At 41.9% G+C, this 19729-nt stretch carries 18 protein-coding genes; 2 read left to right on the top strand and 16 right to left on the bottom strand.

The window, feature by feature from the left end; genetic code table 11:
• Positions 1-112 precede the first annotated feature (112 nt).
• The 5 genes from BLS49_RS07195 to BLS49_RS07215 all read right to left on the bottom strand — a co-directional run bounded on the left by BLS49_RS07195 (position 113) and on the right by BLS49_RS07215 (position 4989).
• The gene (locus BLS49_RS07195) at positions 113-1327 is read right to left on the bottom strand and encodes an ABC transporter permease (protein WP_091227931.1); all 1215 of its coding nucleotides are present in this window, start codon (positions 1325-1327) and stop codon (positions 113-115) included.
• Between the two features lie 3 nt (positions 1328-1330).
• Positions 1331-2086 (bottom strand): ABC transporter ATP-binding protein, encoded by a 756-nt coding sequence (locus BLS49_RS07200; protein ID WP_091227933.1) that lies wholly within the window; start codon positions 2084-2086, stop codon positions 1331-1333.
• A gap of 60 nt (positions 2087-2146) precedes the next feature.
• Positions 2147-3571, bottom strand: a complete 1425-nt coding sequence (locus BLS49_RS07205) for a DEAD/DEAH box helicase (protein ID WP_091227934.1) — start codon at positions 3569-3571, stop codon at positions 2147-2149.
• A gap of 138 nt (positions 3572-3709) precedes the next feature.
• Complete coding sequence (locus BLS49_RS07210) at positions 3710-4486, bottom strand: SDR family NAD(P)-dependent oxidoreductase (RefSeq protein WP_091227936.1); 777 nt, start codon at positions 4484-4486, stop codon at positions 3710-3712.
• Between the two features lie 41 nt (positions 4487-4527).
• Positions 4528-4989 (bottom strand): chemotaxis protein CheX, encoded by a 462-nt coding sequence (locus BLS49_RS07215; protein ID WP_091227937.1) that lies wholly within the window; start codon positions 4987-4989, stop codon positions 4528-4530.
• Between the two features lie 247 nt (positions 4990-5236).
• Here BLS49_RS07215 and BLS49_RS07220 point away from each other — a divergent pair, with 247 nt between their 5' ends.
• Both BLS49_RS07220 and BLS49_RS07225 read left to right on the top strand, forming a co-directional pair.
• Positions 5237-6139, top strand: coding sequence for a LysR family transcriptional regulator (locus tag BLS49_RS07220; RefSeq protein WP_091227939.1), 903 nt, complete (start codon positions 5237-5239; stop codon positions 6137-6139).
• Between the two features lie 32 nt (positions 6140-6171).
• Positions 6172-6981: a histidinol-phosphatase gene (locus tag BLS49_RS07225; RefSeq protein ID WP_091227941.1), complete on the top strand. Its 810-nt coding sequence runs from the start codon at positions 6172-6174 to the stop codon at positions 6979-6981.
• A gap of 163 nt (positions 6982-7144) precedes the next feature.
• Here the strand turns inward: BLS49_RS07225 and BLS49_RS07230 are convergent, their stop codons facing one another.
• The 11 genes from BLS49_RS07230 to BLS49_RS07280 form a co-directional block, all read right to left on the bottom strand.
• The gene (locus BLS49_RS07230) at positions 7145-7900 is read right to left on the bottom strand and encodes a DUF1361 domain-containing protein (RefSeq protein ID WP_245742294.1); all 756 of its coding nucleotides are present in this window, start codon (positions 7898-7900) and stop codon (positions 7145-7147) included.
• A gap of 121 nt (positions 7901-8021) precedes the next feature.
• The gene (nagZ, locus tag BLS49_RS07235; RefSeq protein ID WP_091227942.1) at positions 8022-9287 is read right to left on the bottom strand and encodes a beta-N-acetylhexosaminidase; all 1266 of its coding nucleotides are present in this window, start codon (positions 9285-9287) and stop codon (positions 8022-8024) included.
• Complete coding sequence (locus BLS49_RS07240) at positions 9284-9814, bottom strand: hypothetical protein (protein ID WP_091227944.1); 531 nt, start codon at positions 9812-9814, stop codon at positions 9284-9286. The genes nagZ and BLS49_RS07240 overlap by 4 nt, the downstream gene beginning before the upstream one ends.
• A gap of 22 nt (positions 9815-9836) precedes the next feature.
• Positions 9837-10520 carry a type 1 glutamine amidotransferase gene (locus BLS49_RS07245; RefSeq protein ID WP_091227945.1) on the bottom strand — a complete coding sequence of 228 codons (684 nt, stop codon included), beginning with the start codon at positions 10518-10520 and terminating at the stop codon, positions 9837-9839.
• Positions 10521-10768: 248 nt separating this feature from the next.
• Positions 10769-11473: a DNA alkylation repair protein gene (locus BLS49_RS07250; RefSeq protein ID WP_091228210.1), complete on the bottom strand. Its 705-nt coding sequence runs from the start codon at positions 11471-11473 to the stop codon at positions 10769-10771.
• Positions 11474-11605: 132 nt separating this feature from the next.
• Entirely contained in the window at positions 11606-13960 is a 2355-nt protein-coding gene (locus BLS49_RS07255) for an S-layer homology domain-containing protein (protein WP_091227947.1), read from the bottom strand.
• Positions 13961-14114: 154 nt separating this feature from the next.
• Entirely contained in the window at positions 14115-15146 is a 1032-nt protein-coding gene (locus tag BLS49_RS07260; RefSeq protein WP_091227948.1) for a LacI family DNA-binding transcriptional regulator, read from the bottom strand.
• 200 nt (positions 15147-15346) lie between these two features.
• Positions 15347-16183: a carbohydrate ABC transporter permease gene (locus tag BLS49_RS07265; RefSeq protein ID WP_091227949.1), complete on the bottom strand. Its 837-nt coding sequence runs from the start codon at positions 16181-16183 to the stop codon at positions 15347-15349.
• Positions 16183-17025 carry a carbohydrate ABC transporter permease gene (locus tag BLS49_RS07270; RefSeq protein ID WP_091227950.1) on the bottom strand — a complete coding sequence of 281 codons (843 nt, stop codon included), beginning with the start codon at positions 17023-17025 and terminating at the stop codon, positions 16183-16185. Before BLS49_RS07270 ends, BLS49_RS07265 begins: the two co-directional genes overlap by 1 nt.
• A gap of 118 nt (positions 17026-17143) precedes the next feature.
• Entirely contained in the window at positions 17144-18538 is a 1395-nt protein-coding gene (locus BLS49_RS07275; protein ID WP_091227952.1) for an ABC transporter substrate-binding protein, read from the bottom strand.
• A 266-nt stretch (positions 18539-18804) separates the two neighbouring features.
• On the bottom strand, positions 18805-19641 hold the full coding sequence (locus tag BLS49_RS07280) for a CPBP family intramembrane glutamic endopeptidase (RefSeq protein ID WP_091227954.1): 837 nt from the start codon (positions 19639-19641) through the stop codon (positions 18805-18807).
• Positions 19642-19729 lie beyond the last annotated feature (88 nt).

Here is a 19729-nt window from a genome sequence, read left to right on the forward strand (position 1 = left end):
ACAGGAAAAGACGGTTTTTTTGTGCCTATTTTTAACTTTCAACAAAAACGGGGCTTCCAGTAGTCAGTTTTCACTGACTTTCTGGACAGCCCCTTCATTTATTTTACTCACTCTACTCATCTTCATCATCCCGCCACTTTTTGATCCATGATGATCTCATGCCAAGGGCAAGCAGTATACCTAGAACGAGGCTGCCCAGTAGTATTGGCCAGTTTCTACCCTCAGCAACAGCCATTGGAATCCACAGCAGTAAAGAAAGGCCCAACAAAACATTTGAAGCTAACCGAACTATTTCCTGCATACGGACTCCCGAGGAAATCGGATAGTAAGAAGCAGCAGGGGAATCGCTATGCACATATCGAAGAGAAGTAAGCTGTGTACCCGTCAAAAAAATAAAGAATAGGTAAATGCCGGCTCCAAGCCATGTGCTGCCATTCCAACCCACGACTACCATACCGAGAAGTCCCAGGCGAATTAGGATACCTAATAACTCACTGCGTACAAATGTCTTAGCCAGCAAATATCGATAGGATGTCTTGCGGGTCCATGTAATATGGTTGCCTACAGCAGACAGCCAGCGGCGGCGGATCACTTTTTGACCCTCGGCAGGAACCTCAACAAACCATCCCAAAATTAACATGACCTTTGCAGCTCCTGCTTTTTCGTTAGCGATAAGATTGTCCCACGGAACTACATGCTTCATAGGAAAACGCAGTGCCAGGATATAATTAACGCTCACGAGCACCATGAACAACATACTCTTCCATGCAGGCTGCCATAACCATGCAGCTAGCATCAGTATGATAAAACTCCAGCGAAGCAATCGATAGCCCATTCTGGCTCTATTTGTCGTAATTCTCAGCTCCTGCCATGCCCCGTAAGCACTTAGCATCTTTAGCAGACAGAGCACGATCAGAATCAGCCATAGAGGATGAGTCTGGCCTCCATTACGAATGTATAACGGCCACAATACTAGTAAAACAACATACAATCCAATGAGCTTGTAAATTACACCGCTGCGATAAGTCGGAGCTAAATACTCCTTCATGCGATTTTCCTGAGGCAGCAGAAATACGACATCGGCAGGCTGAACATAAGTTCGAAATCCGGAATAGACGGTCAACGGACCTAATATCACCAGCATCATCCACAAAATTGGCAGACCGGGAGGCAAATTCTGTAGAAATGCTGTATACCATGCCGAGAAAGCGATGATCAGAAGCAGGGATAATACGAGTACTCCACTCTGGAACGCATAAGGTAGATAAGGAAGCACTTTTGCCCAAAAGGAAACCTTTCGCTTATTACGCAACTCTCGAAGCTTCATCGATTAATCTCCGCCTTTGACCAGACTATAGAAGATATCCTCAAGGGAAGCTCCAGGCGCTTTAGCCTGCTCAGCGATTTCAACGAGCGTACCTTGTGCGATAACTGCTCCCCGGTGGAGCACGATGAAGCGATCACAGTAATTCTCGATGGTCGATAAAATATGTGAACTCAGCAAAATGGATGAGCCCGCACCCTTGATCTCGATCATGAAATCAAGCAAAGAGCGAATACCTAGCGGATCAAGTCCAAGAAACGGCTCATCAATAATATATAATGGGGGCCGGGCAACGAAGGCGCACATGATCATCACCTTCTGCTTCATGCCTTTGGACAAGTGCATGGACAAGCTGTCCACCTTTTCCTCCATATTAAACAACTTAAGCAGTCTCTCTGATCTTTGGCGATAATCTTCTTCACTGACTCCGTAGGCTCTCGCAGCGAACTCCAGATGCTCCCTGACCGTTAACTCTTCGTACAGGAGCGGAGATTCCGGAACAAAAGCCAAAGAGGACTGATATCCCTCAGGGTCCTCATCCCGCGTTTTCCCCTGTACGACAACCCCTCCCTGATGTGGAAGCATCAGGCCAAGAATGTGCTTCATCGTCGTACTCTTACCAGCGCCGTTTAATCCGATCAGACCGACCATTTCTCCTGGCTTGACTTCAAAACTGATATTATGAAGTACCGGTCGACCAAGACTGTATCCCCCGCTGAGCTCTTCGACCTGCAATACGGTCGTCTCATTAAGCTCGTTCATTTGGCTTCCCCTCCATTTTTATCAACCATCCTCATGTCCATATAAACCTGTCCTAGTCAGCTACTCCTTGTTGCGCTTTTCCTTAAGCCACTTTGGAGCCCCTTTATTCTTACGATCTTTATCACTGTCCTTTTTGCGGGCAGAAGTCGGCATAGAAGGCTTACTCGAGGATGTTCTCCCAGTGTTCGATTTAGTAGTCTCTTTAGGGCCTTGTCCTTGTCTTCCGGAGAGACGGGCATCCTTATTCCCATTGGCCGCTTGCTTTTTATCCTCACTGCTATTTCGCTCACGGTTTCCATTTCCATTAAAGACACGATTACCGGAGCGATGTTCGGTAGACTTTTCGTCTCCGGCTTCTATAACTCGTCCTCCATACAAGCTGCGAGGAAGTATTTCGATTCCAAGTTCTCTTGAAAATTTGCGAATGATAAATTGTTCCTTAGGCGTAATGATAGAGACAGCAAGTCCAGCACGCCCCATTCGTCCAGTCCGTCCAACACGATGCACATAATGCTCCGAATCGATCGGTGGGTCCAGATTAACGACTAAAGATAAATCTTCAATATCGAGTCCACGTGCAGCAACATCACTAGCAACCAGAACATGAATTTTGCCCTCACGGAAACGACGCAAAACGACACTGCGAACGGTTTTATCTGCATCACCATACAGAGCCCCGGCACTTAGACCAACAAAATTCATTTTGGCCTCCACTTCAGCTATATCTGCTGTATTATTAATGAACACTATCGTCCGGGCCGAATTATAATGCCGAATAATTCGACGCAAAGTATCAATTTTGTCGCGTTCATCGCAAATAAAATACAAATGCTCCAGCGATTTTGATGTCCGCTGGTCTGGATCGATGCCCACCTCCAACGGGTCCTTCATCTCCCTATTTGCAAGGCTGCGAATTTCCGGATTAATCGTTGCCGATAAGAACAGCAACTGGCGTTCACGCAATGTTCCTCGTAAAATATGCTCTACATCGGCAGTTCCGCCGAGTTGAAACATTTGGTCCACCTCGTCCACGACAACCGTTTTCACTGTATGCAGCTTCAGTTTTTTCAAAGCCAATATTTCACGAATCCGTCCAGGTGTACCTACCACAAGCTGAGGATGTACCTTCAAGCGTTCCAATTGTCTCTTTGTCGAAGCCCCTCCGATCAAAGCTTGTACATGGATACCTAGCGATTCCCCGTATTTTTCTGCTTCCCTATGGATCTGCATAGCTAATTCCTGAGTAGGCGCCATAACCAGCCCTTGTAGCGTTTTCTGCTCAGGCTGAATGGTCTGTAGCAGCGGTAGCAAATAAGCTAGCGTCTTGCCAGTACCTGTCTGGGATTGAGCGAGTATATCTTTGCCAGCCAGCGCAGCAGGAATACATTCAGCCTGCACCGGAGACGGTTCAACAATGCCGTAATCCCCTAATTTAGTTACAAGCTGTTCTCCAATGCCTAAGCCGGCAAATGTCATATTAGTCATTCTTCTTCATCCTTTAGTTGTAATCATTATTTCCATTATATGCGATAACTTCATTCCAACCAACCTGCCGGCCCTGAAACACAAAAAAGACTGCCTCAACAGCATTGTTGCATCTTTGAGACAGTCGATTTAGTATAATTATTTTTTGTTCAACATTCGATAGCTTAAAACATCCGCAAGCCTTGGAAACAATTGATAAAATTTCGCTCCTACTCCAGCAACCCAAGGCAGGTTCACTTCCGTCGTTCCGGTTCTGACAGCAGCTACCATTGCCTTGGCAACGCGCTCCGGCTTCATCATGAACCATTTAACATTGTTTACATAATGTCCTTCCGGATCAGCTATGTTGAAGAAAGGTGTATCAATAGGCCCTGGATTAATCGTTGAGACCGTAATTCCGTATTCACGCACTTCCTGTCTTAGCGCACTGCTGAATCCAAGAACCGCGTGTTTGGTGGCTGTATAGGCGGTTGATTTAGAGGTTCCAATCTTGCCAGCAATTGAAGCAACATTAACGATTCGTCCTGAGCTGGCCGCCTTCATCATTGGAAGTACGGCTTTCGTGCAGCGAACGACTCCCAAGTAATTCACGTTCATCATCTCGGCAAATTCCTCTACCGGCATCTCATCACAATACTGAAATGATCCATAGCCAGCATTGTTGATCAAGCAATCGATTCTTCCAAATTCATCGTAAATTTGTTTGAATCCCGAGTCTACAGAGTGTTGATCTCCTACATTCAGCTCCAGCAGCTTATATGCTCCCATCATTCCAGTGCTTACCTCTTGCAGCTTATCCACCGATCTTGCCGCAAGTACTACTGTAGCTCCTTGTTCTGACAGCATTTGTGCGGCCAATGCACCGATTCCGCTGGAAGCCCCTGTAACGACGATCACTTTATCATTCAGCGACATGATCCCTCATCCCTTCCACTACATGGACATTTGATTCTATTTTATGAGATCATGACCTGAATATCCAATTCACCAATGCCATCCATCAAGAGTGGTATACATAACGCCTTGCGAGGGCCAGTCTCTGCATGGATAACATCCATTGTAATGACTCGAGGAGGCGTAATATCTACAGCAAAGCCTTGATTGGACAAAATAGTACTGGCGTTACCGCTTATCATATTTCCCAGCTCAGAGATCGCGCTCTGTCCCATCTCATTCATTTCAGTCAAAACAAACCCACCCATCATCGCCGATACGATCCGAAGAGCAACATTTTCCTGCAGCCCGAAAACTACCATACCGCTAAAATGGCCGGTCATACCAACCTGTATCCAAATGTGGTCCCGAAGCGGAACTACTTCCTTAACACCCATGCTGCCAGTGGAAGGAGAAATTTGGATAACTTGTTCAATAACCGAACGTGCGGATTCAAGAAAAGGATTGATCACTTCCGCTTTCACTATAGGCTCCCCTTTCCTATGAAAAAGAATAATACCGCTACCAAAGTCCCGACTTTTCATTGAAGTTTATTATACTTTATTCCTAATTATAAGTCATTAAAAATCCAACCCTTTACTCATCATTATCTTGAATTACATAGTTTCTCCATACTAGTTCTCTTTAGAATCATTGATTTCACTACAGAAAATCACCTATAATTAATAAAATCAAGCCTCGGCAGAGAAAATCATGAAAGGGGGATTACGAGTGAATATAAGTCAATTGGAGACACTAATTATGATCTCTAAAACCAGAAGCTTCCGAAAGGCAGGCGAAATGCTGAATTTGACGCAGCCCGCTGTTTCCGCTCAGATCAAGAGCCTGGAAGATGAATTCAATACCGTCCTTGTTGATCGTAACCAACCTGTGACATTAACCGATCGGGGACAAGTATTTCTCGACCGTGCTGAACAAATCCTGGATATTGTGGAGGAGCTTAAGCAAAAACTGTCTGACATGGAGCATACACCTCAAGGACATATTGTTCTAGGTACAACTACCTCAATCGCCATTCAGATTCTCCCGCGTATATTATCCTATTTTCAAGATCAGTTCCCATTAATCAAAACAACAATTCAATCCATGCCCTCATGTCTTATTTATCAGAACGTCGAGCAAGGGCTCGTTGATATCGGGATTGGCTATTTAATCGAGAACAATCCTCAAGTTCTGTCATCAGTGCTGTATTACGATACGTTCGAATTGGTCGTCTCTCCACTCCACCCGCTTGCTAACAACTCAATGCCTACTCTGGATACATTACGAGAGGTTCCATTAATCATGCTGTCGCCTGATACTGTAGGCCGCAGATTCGTTGACGAGGTATTCAAAGAGAATGAGATTGAACCACATATTGTGATGGAATTGTCCAGTAGTGAGGAAGTAAAGCGTATGGTCGAGCTCAATTTGGGTGCAGCGATCATCTCCAGACAATCTATACTGCGCGAGCTGCGGCAAGGAACTCTAAAAGTCGTGCATATTCCTGAACTCGAAGTCACTCATCCTGTTGGAGTCATCTATAAATCCAGCCGCTATATCAACTCTGCCATGCAGCAGTTCCTTTGCGACTTAAAGGGAATGCCTGAAACGAATTTTATTAGCTCGGAATAGGTCCCAGGTTTAAACAAGAAAGGAGCAACAACATGAAATTCGATCTACATACACATCATTTTCGCTGTGGTCATGCTGACGGAAACATTCGTGATTACATTGAAGCTGGCATCGCCGCCGGATTGTCGGTCATCGGTATTAGTGACCATACTCCCTATTTTGGAGATCCAGAAGAACATCCCTTTCCCCATATCGCAATGGCGAAGAAGGAATTTGCCAATTATGTAGAAGAAGTGTTGAAGCTGAAGCAAGAGTACGAGGGGACCATTGATGTTTTGCTCGGTATTGAATCTGATTTTTTCCCCGCTCATGCCGAGGTTTATCGTAAAGTATTGGCGCAGTATCCGTTTGATTACATTATCGGTTCGGTGCATAGTGTCAGCGAAGTAAGTATTTTTAACAAAAATCGTTGGAAAAACCAAAACAAGCAGGACAAGATCGCCACAAAAGAGGCTTACTACTCCTTAATACAGCAATCTGCCCGCAGCGGAATGTTTCAGATTTTGGGACATATCGACGCGATGAAAGGGAATTACCCGGCTTTTTCTGATATTCCGGCCGATGCAGCGATCGATGAGACACTGCGGGTAATCGCCGAAAATCAAATCGCTATTGAGATCAATACATCCGGCAAAACCAAATTGTCAGGCGGCTGGTATCCTTCTGATGCCATTTTGGAGAGAGCACTTCATTTGGGAGTAGAAGTAACCTTCGGTTCAGATGCCCATACTCCAAAACGGGTGGCTGATGAATGGGATGATGTTGCAAAACGGTTAAAAGAGATCGGCTATTCCGAATGGGTATATTTTAAGAATAAGCAAAAGGTCATCGTACCATTGTAGTTTACAAATCACAAAAAAAAGAGAATCCACGGTAACACCGCTGGATTCTTAAGACAAATATATTCAAAAGGGGGTCATGTAATAAGTGTACCCTCTTACTATTAGGGATTGATCACAGGTATATTTCAATTGTGTAACAAATCATCACAGGCATATCACATGGTTAATCTGCAACTTCTCCACTGTCTCTTTTCACGCTTGTATTGTGCACATTGATTGTTCTGAACAAATACATTACCACGTAACTGAAGAAGGTAATTAGAAATATCCATTTGCAAAATGATACCGCATGTGACACATTATTGAGATCGGTAAAATAAAGCAAGGTTTCCTTCAAAACATAGGAAGGCTCCTGCAGGATATCCCAGCTATTCCAGCGTATAAATCGCCCCAGATAAACTCCGAAGCTGCTCAGCAGCAGGACGATCACTGCAAATGCCCAGCCAGCGAATTTACCTAAGGATTGTCTGACAAGACCATGTACTGAAGCCAGTGATACTGTTCCCAGAGTTAGCCCAAGCAATGCAGTGAAAAGTACAGTAAATAAATGATTCCAAAAGGAATTTTCCCACCAAAAGTCAGACTCGATCGGATAGCGATGAAATGGATGCAGAAGATCAGTTAGCAGATAAGCCGCATTCGGATAAAAAAACAGCCACAATAAGCCAATTCCGAGTAGCAAAATCATTTTTAGCGATCTATTCCGTGTCCCTGCACTGATTAAATCCAGCATTACAGCTAATCCTACGGGAATCCAGGCTAAAAAAGTATTCCATATCAAAAATAAATAAGGAGGTTTCCCTCCCTCTGGCAAAGTCGTCTCAACCACATATTTCATCCCGATTACAGTTGCGATAACTAGAAATACGTACAAATATATTTTTGCGGGATATCCCATTTTTTTAAGTTTTAGCAGCAATTTGCGCTACCTCCTGCCTATTGTGTCTCGTAAAGTTTGTTCTTGTTCTTAAGAACAGTCACCCGATATACGTTTGGTGTAGGCAGATAGTTACTACAAATAAATTTCCATTATGCATTTGCTATTTGACACCGTATTTATCCAGCATCGTTTGCAATTGTTTGTTTATAGATTTCACGTCAGGCCCTTTAGCCAACTCTCCACTAAGTCCATATTTATGCTTCAGCTTCAACACATCATAAACTCGACTATTTAACGTCTCTTCAGAAATTCCCCCTGTTTCAACAGCCAACTTAATGGCTTCGATTACGGTCTTCTCTTTAAGATACTCATGCCCAACAAGCACAATATTCCCGCCTGCCGCAATAAATTCAACCGCTGCTTCATCCACATTATAATTTTTTGTTATAGCACCCATCGTCATATCATCGGAAATGACAACTCCCTCAAAACCAAGCTCCTCCCGGAGCAGATCATGAATGATTGCCTTAGAAAAAGATGCCGGATGATCAGGGTCAAGCTTTGGCATAAGCAGATGTGCAATCATGACAACGTCAGCCCCTTCAGCGATTGCATTCTGAAAAGGTACAAGCTCCAATTCGCGAAGTCGATCCATATTGTGCTCAACTACAGGCAATCCAATATGTGAATCAACCGATGTGTCACCGTGGCCCGGAAAATGCTTCACCACAGGAATAATCCCCTGCTGACTAAGCCCTTTCATTGCTGCTACCCCCATTTTGCTAACAACATCAGCATTATCGCCAAAAGAACGATCTCCAATAACTGGATTGTTCGGATTACTGTTAATATCAAGAACAGGAGCAAAGTCCATATTCAGACCAAACCCGCTCAGCTGCTGGCCTATTACAGCGCCAATTTCTGAAGCAGCCTCCACTTTATCAGTGGCCCCAATTTTAGCGGCGGAAGGTGCTTTTAGAAAATCACCGGGCAGCCGCGTAACCCGTCCACCTTCCTCATCTACGCTAAGAAACAATGGAATTTTGGAGTTTTTGTTATCAATCTTTAGTTGATTAATCAGTGTCAAAGTCTGCTCAGAATTTTTAATGTTGTCTTTATAAAATATAAACCCACCCACATGGTAATTCTCGATTAATTCTCGTGTATTGGCATTAGCTGTTACACCGTCCATCCCCACCAACACAAGCTGACCAATTTTTTCAGCGGTTGTCATTTGGTTCAGCTGCTCCCGGATAGGATCTACAGGTTCACTAGATGAATTTGTCTCATCCTGATTTTGCCCTTGCTGTTCCTCCGCACCTCCGGCCTGTCCATTTGAAGATGAGCTGGAACCCTTTGAACATCCTCCAATTACTATGACAATAACGAATACAATGAAGAGCGATGCCCATATGCTACGTTTCATTGTTGATCCTCCCCTGCATCCCAACGATGATGATACTGCTGAAGCCGTGGATGCAAATTTTGAGGTTGAGCCGTCAATATCAATCTAACCTTCACAATCCATTCTTCAAAGGAAGAGAAGGAAGCCAGCACATTCGCCATTTCCGGTGTTACGTATACAAAATAAGGAGCTGAATAGTTCTCCGTCAAATGACGAAGCGCTGCTTCGAGTGGAGTGTACTTCTTTCTTTTCCCCTCCCAGCCCTCAACGATAACATGCCGATGTCCAGCATGCCGTCTCCAGTCATGAAGGCGATCCTCCCGTTTATAATACGAGCTGACCGTTACATGGCGGTACATCCTTCTAACCGTTTCCTCATGCAGGGGATACAACACTAGCTTCTCAAAATCCCTGCCCGCAGCTACTGCAGCAGCACGTTCCAAGTCTTCTTCTGTTACTTCTTCAAAGGTATCATAATAAAACAGTGTCCCTTTGCGCTTCTTCTGAGGTGGTTCGTATCCAAAGGGAACTTGAATATTATGTCTCATTCCTGTCTCCTCCTGAAGCAATCTAACCAGCTATACGGTCAAGAATGCTGTATAATATGCCGATGGCCGTTTCGCTCCGATCCATTTCCTTCACGATTTGCTCTTTGGTCTGTATATAAGGTGCTTCCACCAATGCGTCCTTCCAATGATGCAGCATCAATTCGACACTCTCTGGGGACGTCTCCAAATGGAACTGTAATCCGACCGTATTCTCATTATAAGCAAACGCCTGATTCCTGCATCCTTCAGATTGGGCTAACCACACTGCCCCTTGCGGCAGCTCAAAGGTGTCACCATGCCACTGAAATGAATAGAAATCCTCCGGTAGATCTTGCAACCAAGGATGATTTTCACCCGTTCTTGATATACGATGCCATCCTATTTCTTTGTGATCATGACGATAGACACGTCCTCCTAACAATTCTGCCAGCATTTGAGCGCCAAAGCAAATCCCCAGCACCTTTTGGTTCTGCCTGATTGCTTCAAGTATGTACTCCTTCTCTTGAATTAACCATGGATAGGTTTCCTCTTCATATACACTCATCGGTCCGCCCATAATGATAATTAAATCAGCTGTATCGAATTCCTTCCTTGATAATCCTATGGTAGCTTCTCGAATCCAAGCATTATAGCCGCGCTGCTCAGCCCATTGATGAACTACATCATAATTGCCTAATTCAAAATGCTTCAGTATCAAAATATTCATAGGATTCACTCTCCATCGGTCAATTAAACATGTTGCTTACTGTTTTTTTGATCATAATTGTATTAAGCTTGTAAGTCTATTCGTTATGTATAATAGTGCAAATAATTGTTGATTTTGTTATCTTGCTATTATAGCTGGACCTACAGGAGAAAAATTGCCTGATGACGAGTGGATTTCGACCTATTACCCATTACACTCCTTACTTCATTACGCTGTTCAAAAAGCTAACCGACATCACGCCAGCCCAGCTAAGCTTTACGCTTCATTCCCCTTATGAGCATTTTTGTCTCTTGATCGACACGGTAGGACTCTGTAATTTTTTGCAGCGCTTTATTGAAGGTGAAATCGTCAAGCGTATTGTTCCGCAGCAATACCATCGTTTGCCCGGGCAGTTTTATGAAGCATATAGAGACCGCCCAGGCAACTGCCATTTTCACATAGTAGCCTTTATGCTCGATACGATTCAGTAGCCTTAGAACTTCATCAATGTACTCCTCATCAACAAAGAAATTCAGCAGCATAACGACGCCAAATCGCAGTTCATATTCCTGAGTCGAGGATAGGTATGACTGTAGAAAAGGCCATACCTTGTCTTTATTTTTATTGGTAAATTTAAGCCCAATGCAGAAGCTGTCGCATATGGACCAATTGTTTATTTTCGGCACAAAATTGCCTACGTATTCCAGTATTTCTTCTATATCTGCCTTTACATAGCCGATCAACATTCCCTGTAGCATAATCTCCTCAAAATACTCACTCTCTGAGCCCTTAAGGCTCGCCTTAAGATATGTTCTCCAATTATCCTTAGCCAATGATTTAGCAAGTTTACGAAGCTCAGGCAACCGTACGCCTAATACAGTATCGTTATCAACATTCGGAATAAGTGATGTAGCAAACTTCTGATACTTGTGATCCGCCAGCTGTAAAAGCTGGTTCTTGATCTGTTCCTTCATCTTCTTTTCCACATTCCAACCTCTTTCCCATCAAGTTTCAACAGAGTAAAATAGCAAATCAGCGTAATTGGGAGACAAAAAATAAATAAACCGCCCGGAAAAATCCAGGCAGTTCGTATCAGTTATTTTATATTATTGACTAATGACCTGATCCATCTTACCTTGAAGTTTGACAAGATTCATGATGATTGTAGCTGCATCTGCTCTAGTTACATTTCCTTTAGGATTAATCTGTCCATTCTGTCCTTGTAGGAGGCCTAATTTAAGACTAAGGGCAACTGCACCCCGATTTTGAATGGATGTGGTATCACTAAACTGGTTAAGAGAAGCATCCTGGTTCAAAAATGATGTGAACTTATCGTAGTTCACGATAGAAGCGAGTGAAACTGCCAGCTGTTCACGTGTCAGTTTGTCCTCGAGCTCCAGCGTCTGATTCCAATCGATCCATTTTCGCTCGGCAGCAAAACCAACAACATCATAGTAAGTATTGTCTGGAGCAACCCCTGCTATTGGCTTCTTGTCGCTTTCATCTCCACCATATGAATAGCTGGTATAACTCGAATAATAAGGTGCTACCGCCTTAACCATCATAGTGAGCCATTCCCCGAGCGTCACCTGTTTATCCGGATTTATTCGGCTCTCCTCATCGAGCTCGATGATCTTATGCTCGATCAGGGTGGTCAGATCCTTCTCCGCCCAATGTCCTTTCAAATCTACCGCGTCTGCTATTATTCCTTTATTTCCATACACAGAGTAATCATTAACTTTTACCCATTTACCGGTATTGGCATCAAGTACGTTGCTGTATAGATCTTGACCCTCTGTGTTTACTTCATATACGAGCTTGATTTCAGGTACACTGGATGCACTATTATAATAACCACCTGAATAACTATATTTCAGATCCAATTTAAAAAGTGACGAATAGGTTTGTAATGCCGTTTCTTTCGTTACAGAAGCAACCGGAGATAATGTGATTTTATCCAAAGCAGTGATACGGTCAGCGTAGTAGTTCGTTAAACGGCCATATTTATCAAAATTAACGCTTGTCAGGGCATTAGAGACTGGAACGTCATTTACAAAAAGACCAAACTGATAACTATACTGTCCGCTCTCCTTGCTATAATGATCTTCACCAGAAAACTCCAGCAGTTTTAACTTAGAACTGGCGTCTGGATACAAAGAGTTAATAAATTCATATGCCTTTTGCTTCGCGGTCTCCTTAGTCAATGGTGTTCCTTTGACTGGTGCAGGTAAAGATTCCTGTCCTTCAGACAATCCATAATTCTCAATACGATAATCCAGTATTTGACCTGTAACTGCATCCACTACTCCCTCGGTTTGAAGCGGATAGCCTTGCCCAATATTAGGAGTATCTTCTTGCCACAGTAATCTCCAAACTTTTCTCTTAGAATCGTTGTAATCTTTTCCTATGGTTTGAGATGAGAGCGAACGACCTGAAGGTATCACTGCCACCTTCTTAATAGTTTCCACTGCTTCCTTGGACGTCATCTCTGTATTTTCAGTTCTCGGTTGAAAAACTGATTTACTTTTTGGAACAGCTATTTTTTCATTCTTAGTAGAAGATAGTGACTCTCCTGAGTAGTTCAATCTCTTTCCCGTTATAGCATCAATAGCGTAAAGAGATTCGTCAGAAGGACGCCAGCCAAGAATCCATTCTTGAACAACTTCTTTTTTAATTACCGGAACATAATATAGCTCCACATTAAACTCATTATTAAATTTTTTCTCAGCAGCAGACTTTGAAATTTTAGGAGTTGCAGAAGGATATTCCAAGCCCTCGGCAATACTAGAGTATTGAGTGATATTCCCATTAGAATCTATAGTCATCGATACATTATCTAGTGAAGGAATCCCGTTACGATTAAGCGTAAAAAAATAACTATATTGAATAGGTCCAAAAAGCGCCGTTGATGTAGAGTTCCAATACTGATCCTGTAAATGCAAATTCGTAATTTTCAAGGACGGTAATACCTTGGAAATAAACTTTATCGCTTGTTCCTTTGCTTCTTCCCTTGATAGCTTAGGAGGATAATATGATGCATCCTCTTGGCTAGAAAAATTGGCATACAAATTAATCAATTCTCCGGTATTTGCATTCAACTGAGTAGAGGTTCCATTATAATCCCTATACGAATCACCATTTCTCCATTGTATGTCCCATATCAAAAAGCTATCATTGGACATGTATGTATCATTCTCTCTCAGCTGAGCATATTCCACCTTGGCGTTCTTCAACGAAGGCACTAATTCCTTGATTTTAGCGATTGCTTGATCCTTGGAAAACTTAACATTCTCAGATTCCGCAGTTATTGAGTCATCTCCTGTATACAAGGGAGCATCCATTTGAGATGAGCTGCCCGATGCATTTGTAGTTACCGTCACTGTATTTGCCGAAGCTAACCCTTGTGGCAGCATCAATGATAACGCTATTACAGTTAGCAATGCCATTTTTCTAGTTTTCAATCTATTCCACCCTTCCCTATTTATACTTCCTCCAATATTAATGCATTTTACATGTATTTACCATAAACAGAAACAAATATTTACATATCCAAAGCCCAGTCTAAGTAGACTGGGCTTTATTTTAGAGAGATAAAACTGCATTGCAAGATTATCCTTACTCAATACGCATCGTAGACTCCCGAACTACTAATTCTGCAGGGAACACTTTATGAATGTGTGTAGTTTTCTTATGAATTAGATCAAACAGGATTTTAATTGTTTCTTCAGCTATATCTTCAGCAGGCTGCCGGATCGTCGTTATAGATGGATTGTAGTAATAAGAAATATCCACGCCATCAAATCCTGCCACAGAATAATCTTCCGGAATTCGCTTGCCTGCTTCAAAGATCGCTTTGCAAGCACCTATCGCCAAACTGTCAGATATCGCAAAAATAGCCGTAAACTCGTCCTCGGACTCTAACAGCTCTTTGGTGACCACATAACCATTTTTCATGGAATAACTTTCCAGATCTTCCTTCATACATCTTACTAATCGTTCATTATACGCCAAACCATGATCAGCCAACGCTTTCTTGTATCCTTCAAGTCTCAGCTTCCCGATACTTACATCGTCCATCGTGGCAGAAATAAGAGCGATTTTCTTATGACCTTGACTGCACAAATAATCTACCATTTTGTAGCTTTCCTTGAAGTCATCAACCGAAACCGAGGAATACTCATTAGGATCGAATTCCTCCGTCATGCCAATGGTACACAGAACATAAGGTACTGAAAGCTGTTCAAGCTTTTCTTTAGCATGGGAAAAATAACCTCCGAGAAATACGATTCCTCTAAGACGTTTTTCCTTTTCCAATTCTATGGCAACTTCAAGTTCATCTTCTTTATCGTCAACTCTCTGGAGTATAAACGAATATTTCTTCTGCTGGATTTCCTTCTCAAATACTTGAATCAACCTGTTGAAGAAGGCATTTGTTATCCCTTTAATCAACACAGCAATCGTCTTCGATGCGGAACGCTTTAAATTTCTTGCGCTGTTATTCGGCACATAGTGGTTCTCTTTGATCACTTGCATAATCATCGCTTTAGTTTCTTCACTAATGTCAGGATGATTATTGATCGCGCGAGACACCGTAGTAACTCCAACACCACACATTTTTGCAATATCTATTATCGTAATTGAAGCCATACACGTTCTTCCCTTACACCTTATTTCATCCAAAAAATAATACTAAGTAATCGTTTCTCTATAATGCTATATTATAAATGAGAATATAGCAATTAAATCGCTTGAAAACATGCTGGATATAAAAAAGCAGGGTATTCTAGGGACTTTGAAATCACCTGTTAGGAACACCCTACTTTTAAACGACTATCCTTGCCCTGCGATTAACCCTTAACAGCCCCGGCAACAACGCCCTCAATAATATACTTTTGACAAGTCAGGAAGAAAATAACGATAGGAACGATAGCCAGAACCAACATAGCCATCATTGCGCCCATATCAATCGAACCATATCCACCCTTAAGGTACTGAATCGCAATCGGGATTGTTTTCCACTCCGAACCAATAACCAAGAGTGGTAACAGATAGTCATTCCATACCCACATGACATTAAGAATCGCTACTGTAATCGCAATCGGTTTTAAAATCGGCAATACAACTTTGAAGAAGGATTGCACCGGATTACATCCATCAATCATAACCGCTTCTTCAATTTCAAGTGGAATGGATTTTACAAATCCGCTAAACAGGAACACCGATAAGCCTGATCCAAAGCCCAAGTAAATCAAAATAATCCCGATTGGATTATCAATATACGTCATATTAGCAACCTTCGACATCGTGAACATTACCATTTGGAATGGAACGATCATGGAGAACACGAACACATAATACAACGTATTTGTAAATTTACCCTTGACTCTTGTGATATACCATGCAGTCATGGACGTGAACAAGACGATAACTCCGACAGAGAATACTGTAATGAACAAAGATAAACCAAATGCATTGATAAATCCTGTCTTCTCAATACCGCTCGTATAGTTCTCAAGTTTAACGAAAGTCGTACTGTCCGGCAGCTTAAAAGGTGCATCACTGATAAAGAATTTTCCTTTGAAGGAGTTCATTAGGACGATAAAGATCGGAGATAGAAACAACACCGCCAAGGCCAACATTATGATGAAAATTACAACATTTTGAATACGCGCCTTCTGCTGCATTAGTTTTCAACCTCCTTACTTCTGGTCATCTTAAGTTGTATTAAAGCGATGAGAGCTACAAGAATAAAGAATACTACGGCTTTAGCTTGACCAACGCCTTCATAACCTACTCTTCCATAGAAGGTATTATAAATATCAAGCGCCAGCATCGTCGTTTGTTTAGCCGGAGCACCTGCAGTTAACGCCAGGTTCTGGTCAAACAATTTGAATGAGTTGGACAATGAAAGGAACAAGCAAATCGTAATCGAAGGCATAACCAGCGGGATGGTTACATTACGTAAAATTCCGAAACGCGTACATCCATCAATTTTTGCTGCTTCAATAACATCTTTCGATACATTCTGAATACCTGCGATATAGATGATCATCATGTAACCAATTAATTGCCAGCACATGAGAACAATCAATCCCCAGAAGCCATACTTAGCATCAGAGGTTAGTGTAGCTTCGAATTTATACAAAACACCGTTAATAATCAGTTGCCAAATATAACCGAGCACGATCCCGCCGATCAAGTTCGGCATAAAAAATATCGTTCTGAATACGTTGGTGCCTTTTTTTCCACGTGTAAGTAATAAAGCAAAAGTAAAAGCAAGTACATTTATTGTAATGACATTTACGACTGTGAATTTTACTGTAAACCATAATGCATCAAGAAATTCTTTGTTAGAAAATGCTTTAATATAATTACTAAACCCTACCCATTTAGCATTATTCACTGTTGTGAATTCTGTAAAGGACAGGTATACCCCTAAAATAAAGGGAATTACAAATGCTATTGTAAACGCCAGTATGGTTGGTAATGCAAAAAGAGGAAAGTATTTTTTTATAGACCTTTGCATGATGTTCTTCTCCTTATCCAGGATTAAAAAATAATGAGGTTCAGCAGGTTTTTCTCATCTAGAAATTTATGCCACAGTGCACCGTGAAAGGCACACCGTGGCATAAACTAATCAGTCATTATTTAGCTTTTTCAGACTTCCAGGCATCCTTGAATGCAGTTACAACTTGATCCCAAGTTTGGTTGCCTTGAGCGTATTGCAAGAGTGCATCACCAAAAATGTTCTTGAACTCTTCACTTGGGAATGCTGCAAATGTCCAAGGTACAGAAGTGATTCCGTCTTTTTCCATCCATGCCAACACTTCTTTTGCAAGTGGATCAGCAGGTTTTTCGTTGTCTTTAAATGTGTTGAATGGAGCGATGAAACCAAGTTCATTTGTTACATAAGCCTTACCTTTGTCACTGGAGAACAACCATTCCAAGAAAGCGATAGAAGCTTGTTGCTTCTCAGGTGATACTTTGCTGTTAATTGCGAAGTAGTTCTCAGTACCGATTGCAAGACCTTGACTCTTATCATCTGGCATACCTGTGTATACAGGCAAGAATTTGATGTCTTCAGCTTTTACTACGTTACCGCCAACTTCGTTGATTTGTCCCCATGCCCAGTTACCGTTTTGAACCATAGCTGATTGACCAAGAGCAAATTCAGCCATGGAATCAGTTACAGATTTACTTCCAAGAAGCGTACCTTTAGTAACCGAGTTGTTGATATATAGGTCGAAAATGTTCTTGAAGTTGTCTGCATATTTGAATTGAGCTTCATTAGTAGCAAGACCAGCAAGAATCGTGTTGTCATACTCAGTGTTATCTTTGAATTCATAGTAGAGCGGTATGTTAGCTAAGTGAGTTTGCCATCTCCATTGTTCACCAGCAGCGAGGGAAGTAGAAGAGAATACGCCTTTAATTCCAAGCTGATCTTTCTTGGCAGTCATATCCTCAACAACCGCTTTCAAAGTAGCGAAGTCGTTAACTTCTTCCATTGAGGAGACGGATACTGCTTTGTCAGCAAGTGCAAAGTATTTTTGCATGATAGCGTTGTTATAAATGATGCCATAACCTTCTACAACGTAAGGGATACCATAAACGCCATCGCCATCAGTTACAGCAAGGCTTTGGTCAGACAAGTAGCTGTAAAGCTTAGTATCTTTCAAATTCAAAGTGTAATCTTTCCAGTTCTGATATCCAACCGGCCCGTTCATTTGGAAAATCGTTGGAGCATCAGATTTAGCGATCTCAGCCTTCAACTGAGTTTCATAAGTACCAGCTGCAGCAGTTTGAACTTTAACCTTAACCCCAGTTTCTGCTTCGTAATCCTTAGCAATCTTCTCATAAATTGGAGCGATTTCTGGTTTGAAGTTAAGGAAGTAAATTTCCCCAGCACCTTTAGTTGCTGTACCAGAGTTACTTGGAGTATTGGATGTACCTGCGTTTTCGTTTTTGTTGCCACATCCTACTGCCAAACCGGCAACAAGAGTTAAAGCCAGCGCCATACCTAAAAGCTTTTTAACCTTCATTTTTTATCCCCCTCTTTTTGATGATTAAAAATTTGATTAAACGTACACGAAAGTTTTCAGCAAAAAATGTTAACGCTTTCTAATTCTACCGAAATCCTTATCGGTAACGTTTTCGGTACATTGTCATAGTAACATATCAATTTGAAGTGCGCAATCATTTTTCTTTGAATTTGATCAATATTTCTTTGTCATATCTTATCCAGCCTTGTTTTCCTTTATGCAAAGAAACCTAACCCTCATGGGTTAGGTTAAAAATGATTAATTTTTTATCTCGATAAATTAAACTTGCCGGATTTCGGCTTTTGTAGCTTAGTCAATGCAATAATGCAGCCCACAATCAAAATAATAGTCGTGATAAAGCTCCCCTCTGCACCAAATGTGCCCCCAGAGATTAAGGAGCTCCCCTGTGGAGCAATCGTCATAAACCCACCCGGGTCCGTACCGGACACTGCGAATCCAAACACATTTCCTTGAAATAAGTTCCAAGTTAAATGAAATCCTATCGGAAACCACAAGCCTTGAGTCAGCTCGCGGGTCAATGCAAACAACACTCCAACCAGGAAAATATTCAATAGAGGCAAAGGATTCATTAAAATGCCCGGATTTCCCAAATGAAGCAATGCAAAAATAATTGAAGGTACATATATAGCTGGTCGCAATCCGTAATTATGTTTTATCAATCCTTGGAAATATCCGCGACATAAAAGCTCTTCACCCACCGCAACAAAAAGAAAGACTACAAATTGTGTACCCAGCAAGTTCCAAGCTATCGCATCAAACTGAAAATGATCAATATGTATTCCGCCAAGTATCCAAATCCCTAAAAATGCTAGGGAGATGAATAATATACCCGAAGCCATTCCTTCTATTAAATTTATGCCTAGTCTCGTCTGTCTAAACCCAATGCTCCATTTGTTCTTTCTTTCAAAAATGAAATATACGAGCAACCCACCAAAAATCATTCCCGTAGGTGTAATCAACTGCATGTTCCATTCTTGCATTGCTCCAGTCATGGTCAGAATTGTTGAAATAATTACGATGAAAATGATAGACATAGTGAATCCAAGCAAAATCTTTCCTGTTGTTGCTATCGCTTTTTTCAACTGGATACCCCCTATTATTTGTCTTTATTACCTAGTATTGATTTTGTCACATTCCTAAACTATTCTGCAATAAAATCTCTCAAATCTG

This window comes from Fontibacillus panacisegetis, assembly GCF_900102215.1.
Classification (GTDB): Bacteria; Bacillota; Bacilli; order Paenibacillales; family Paenibacillaceae; genus Fontibacillus; species Fontibacillus panacisegetis.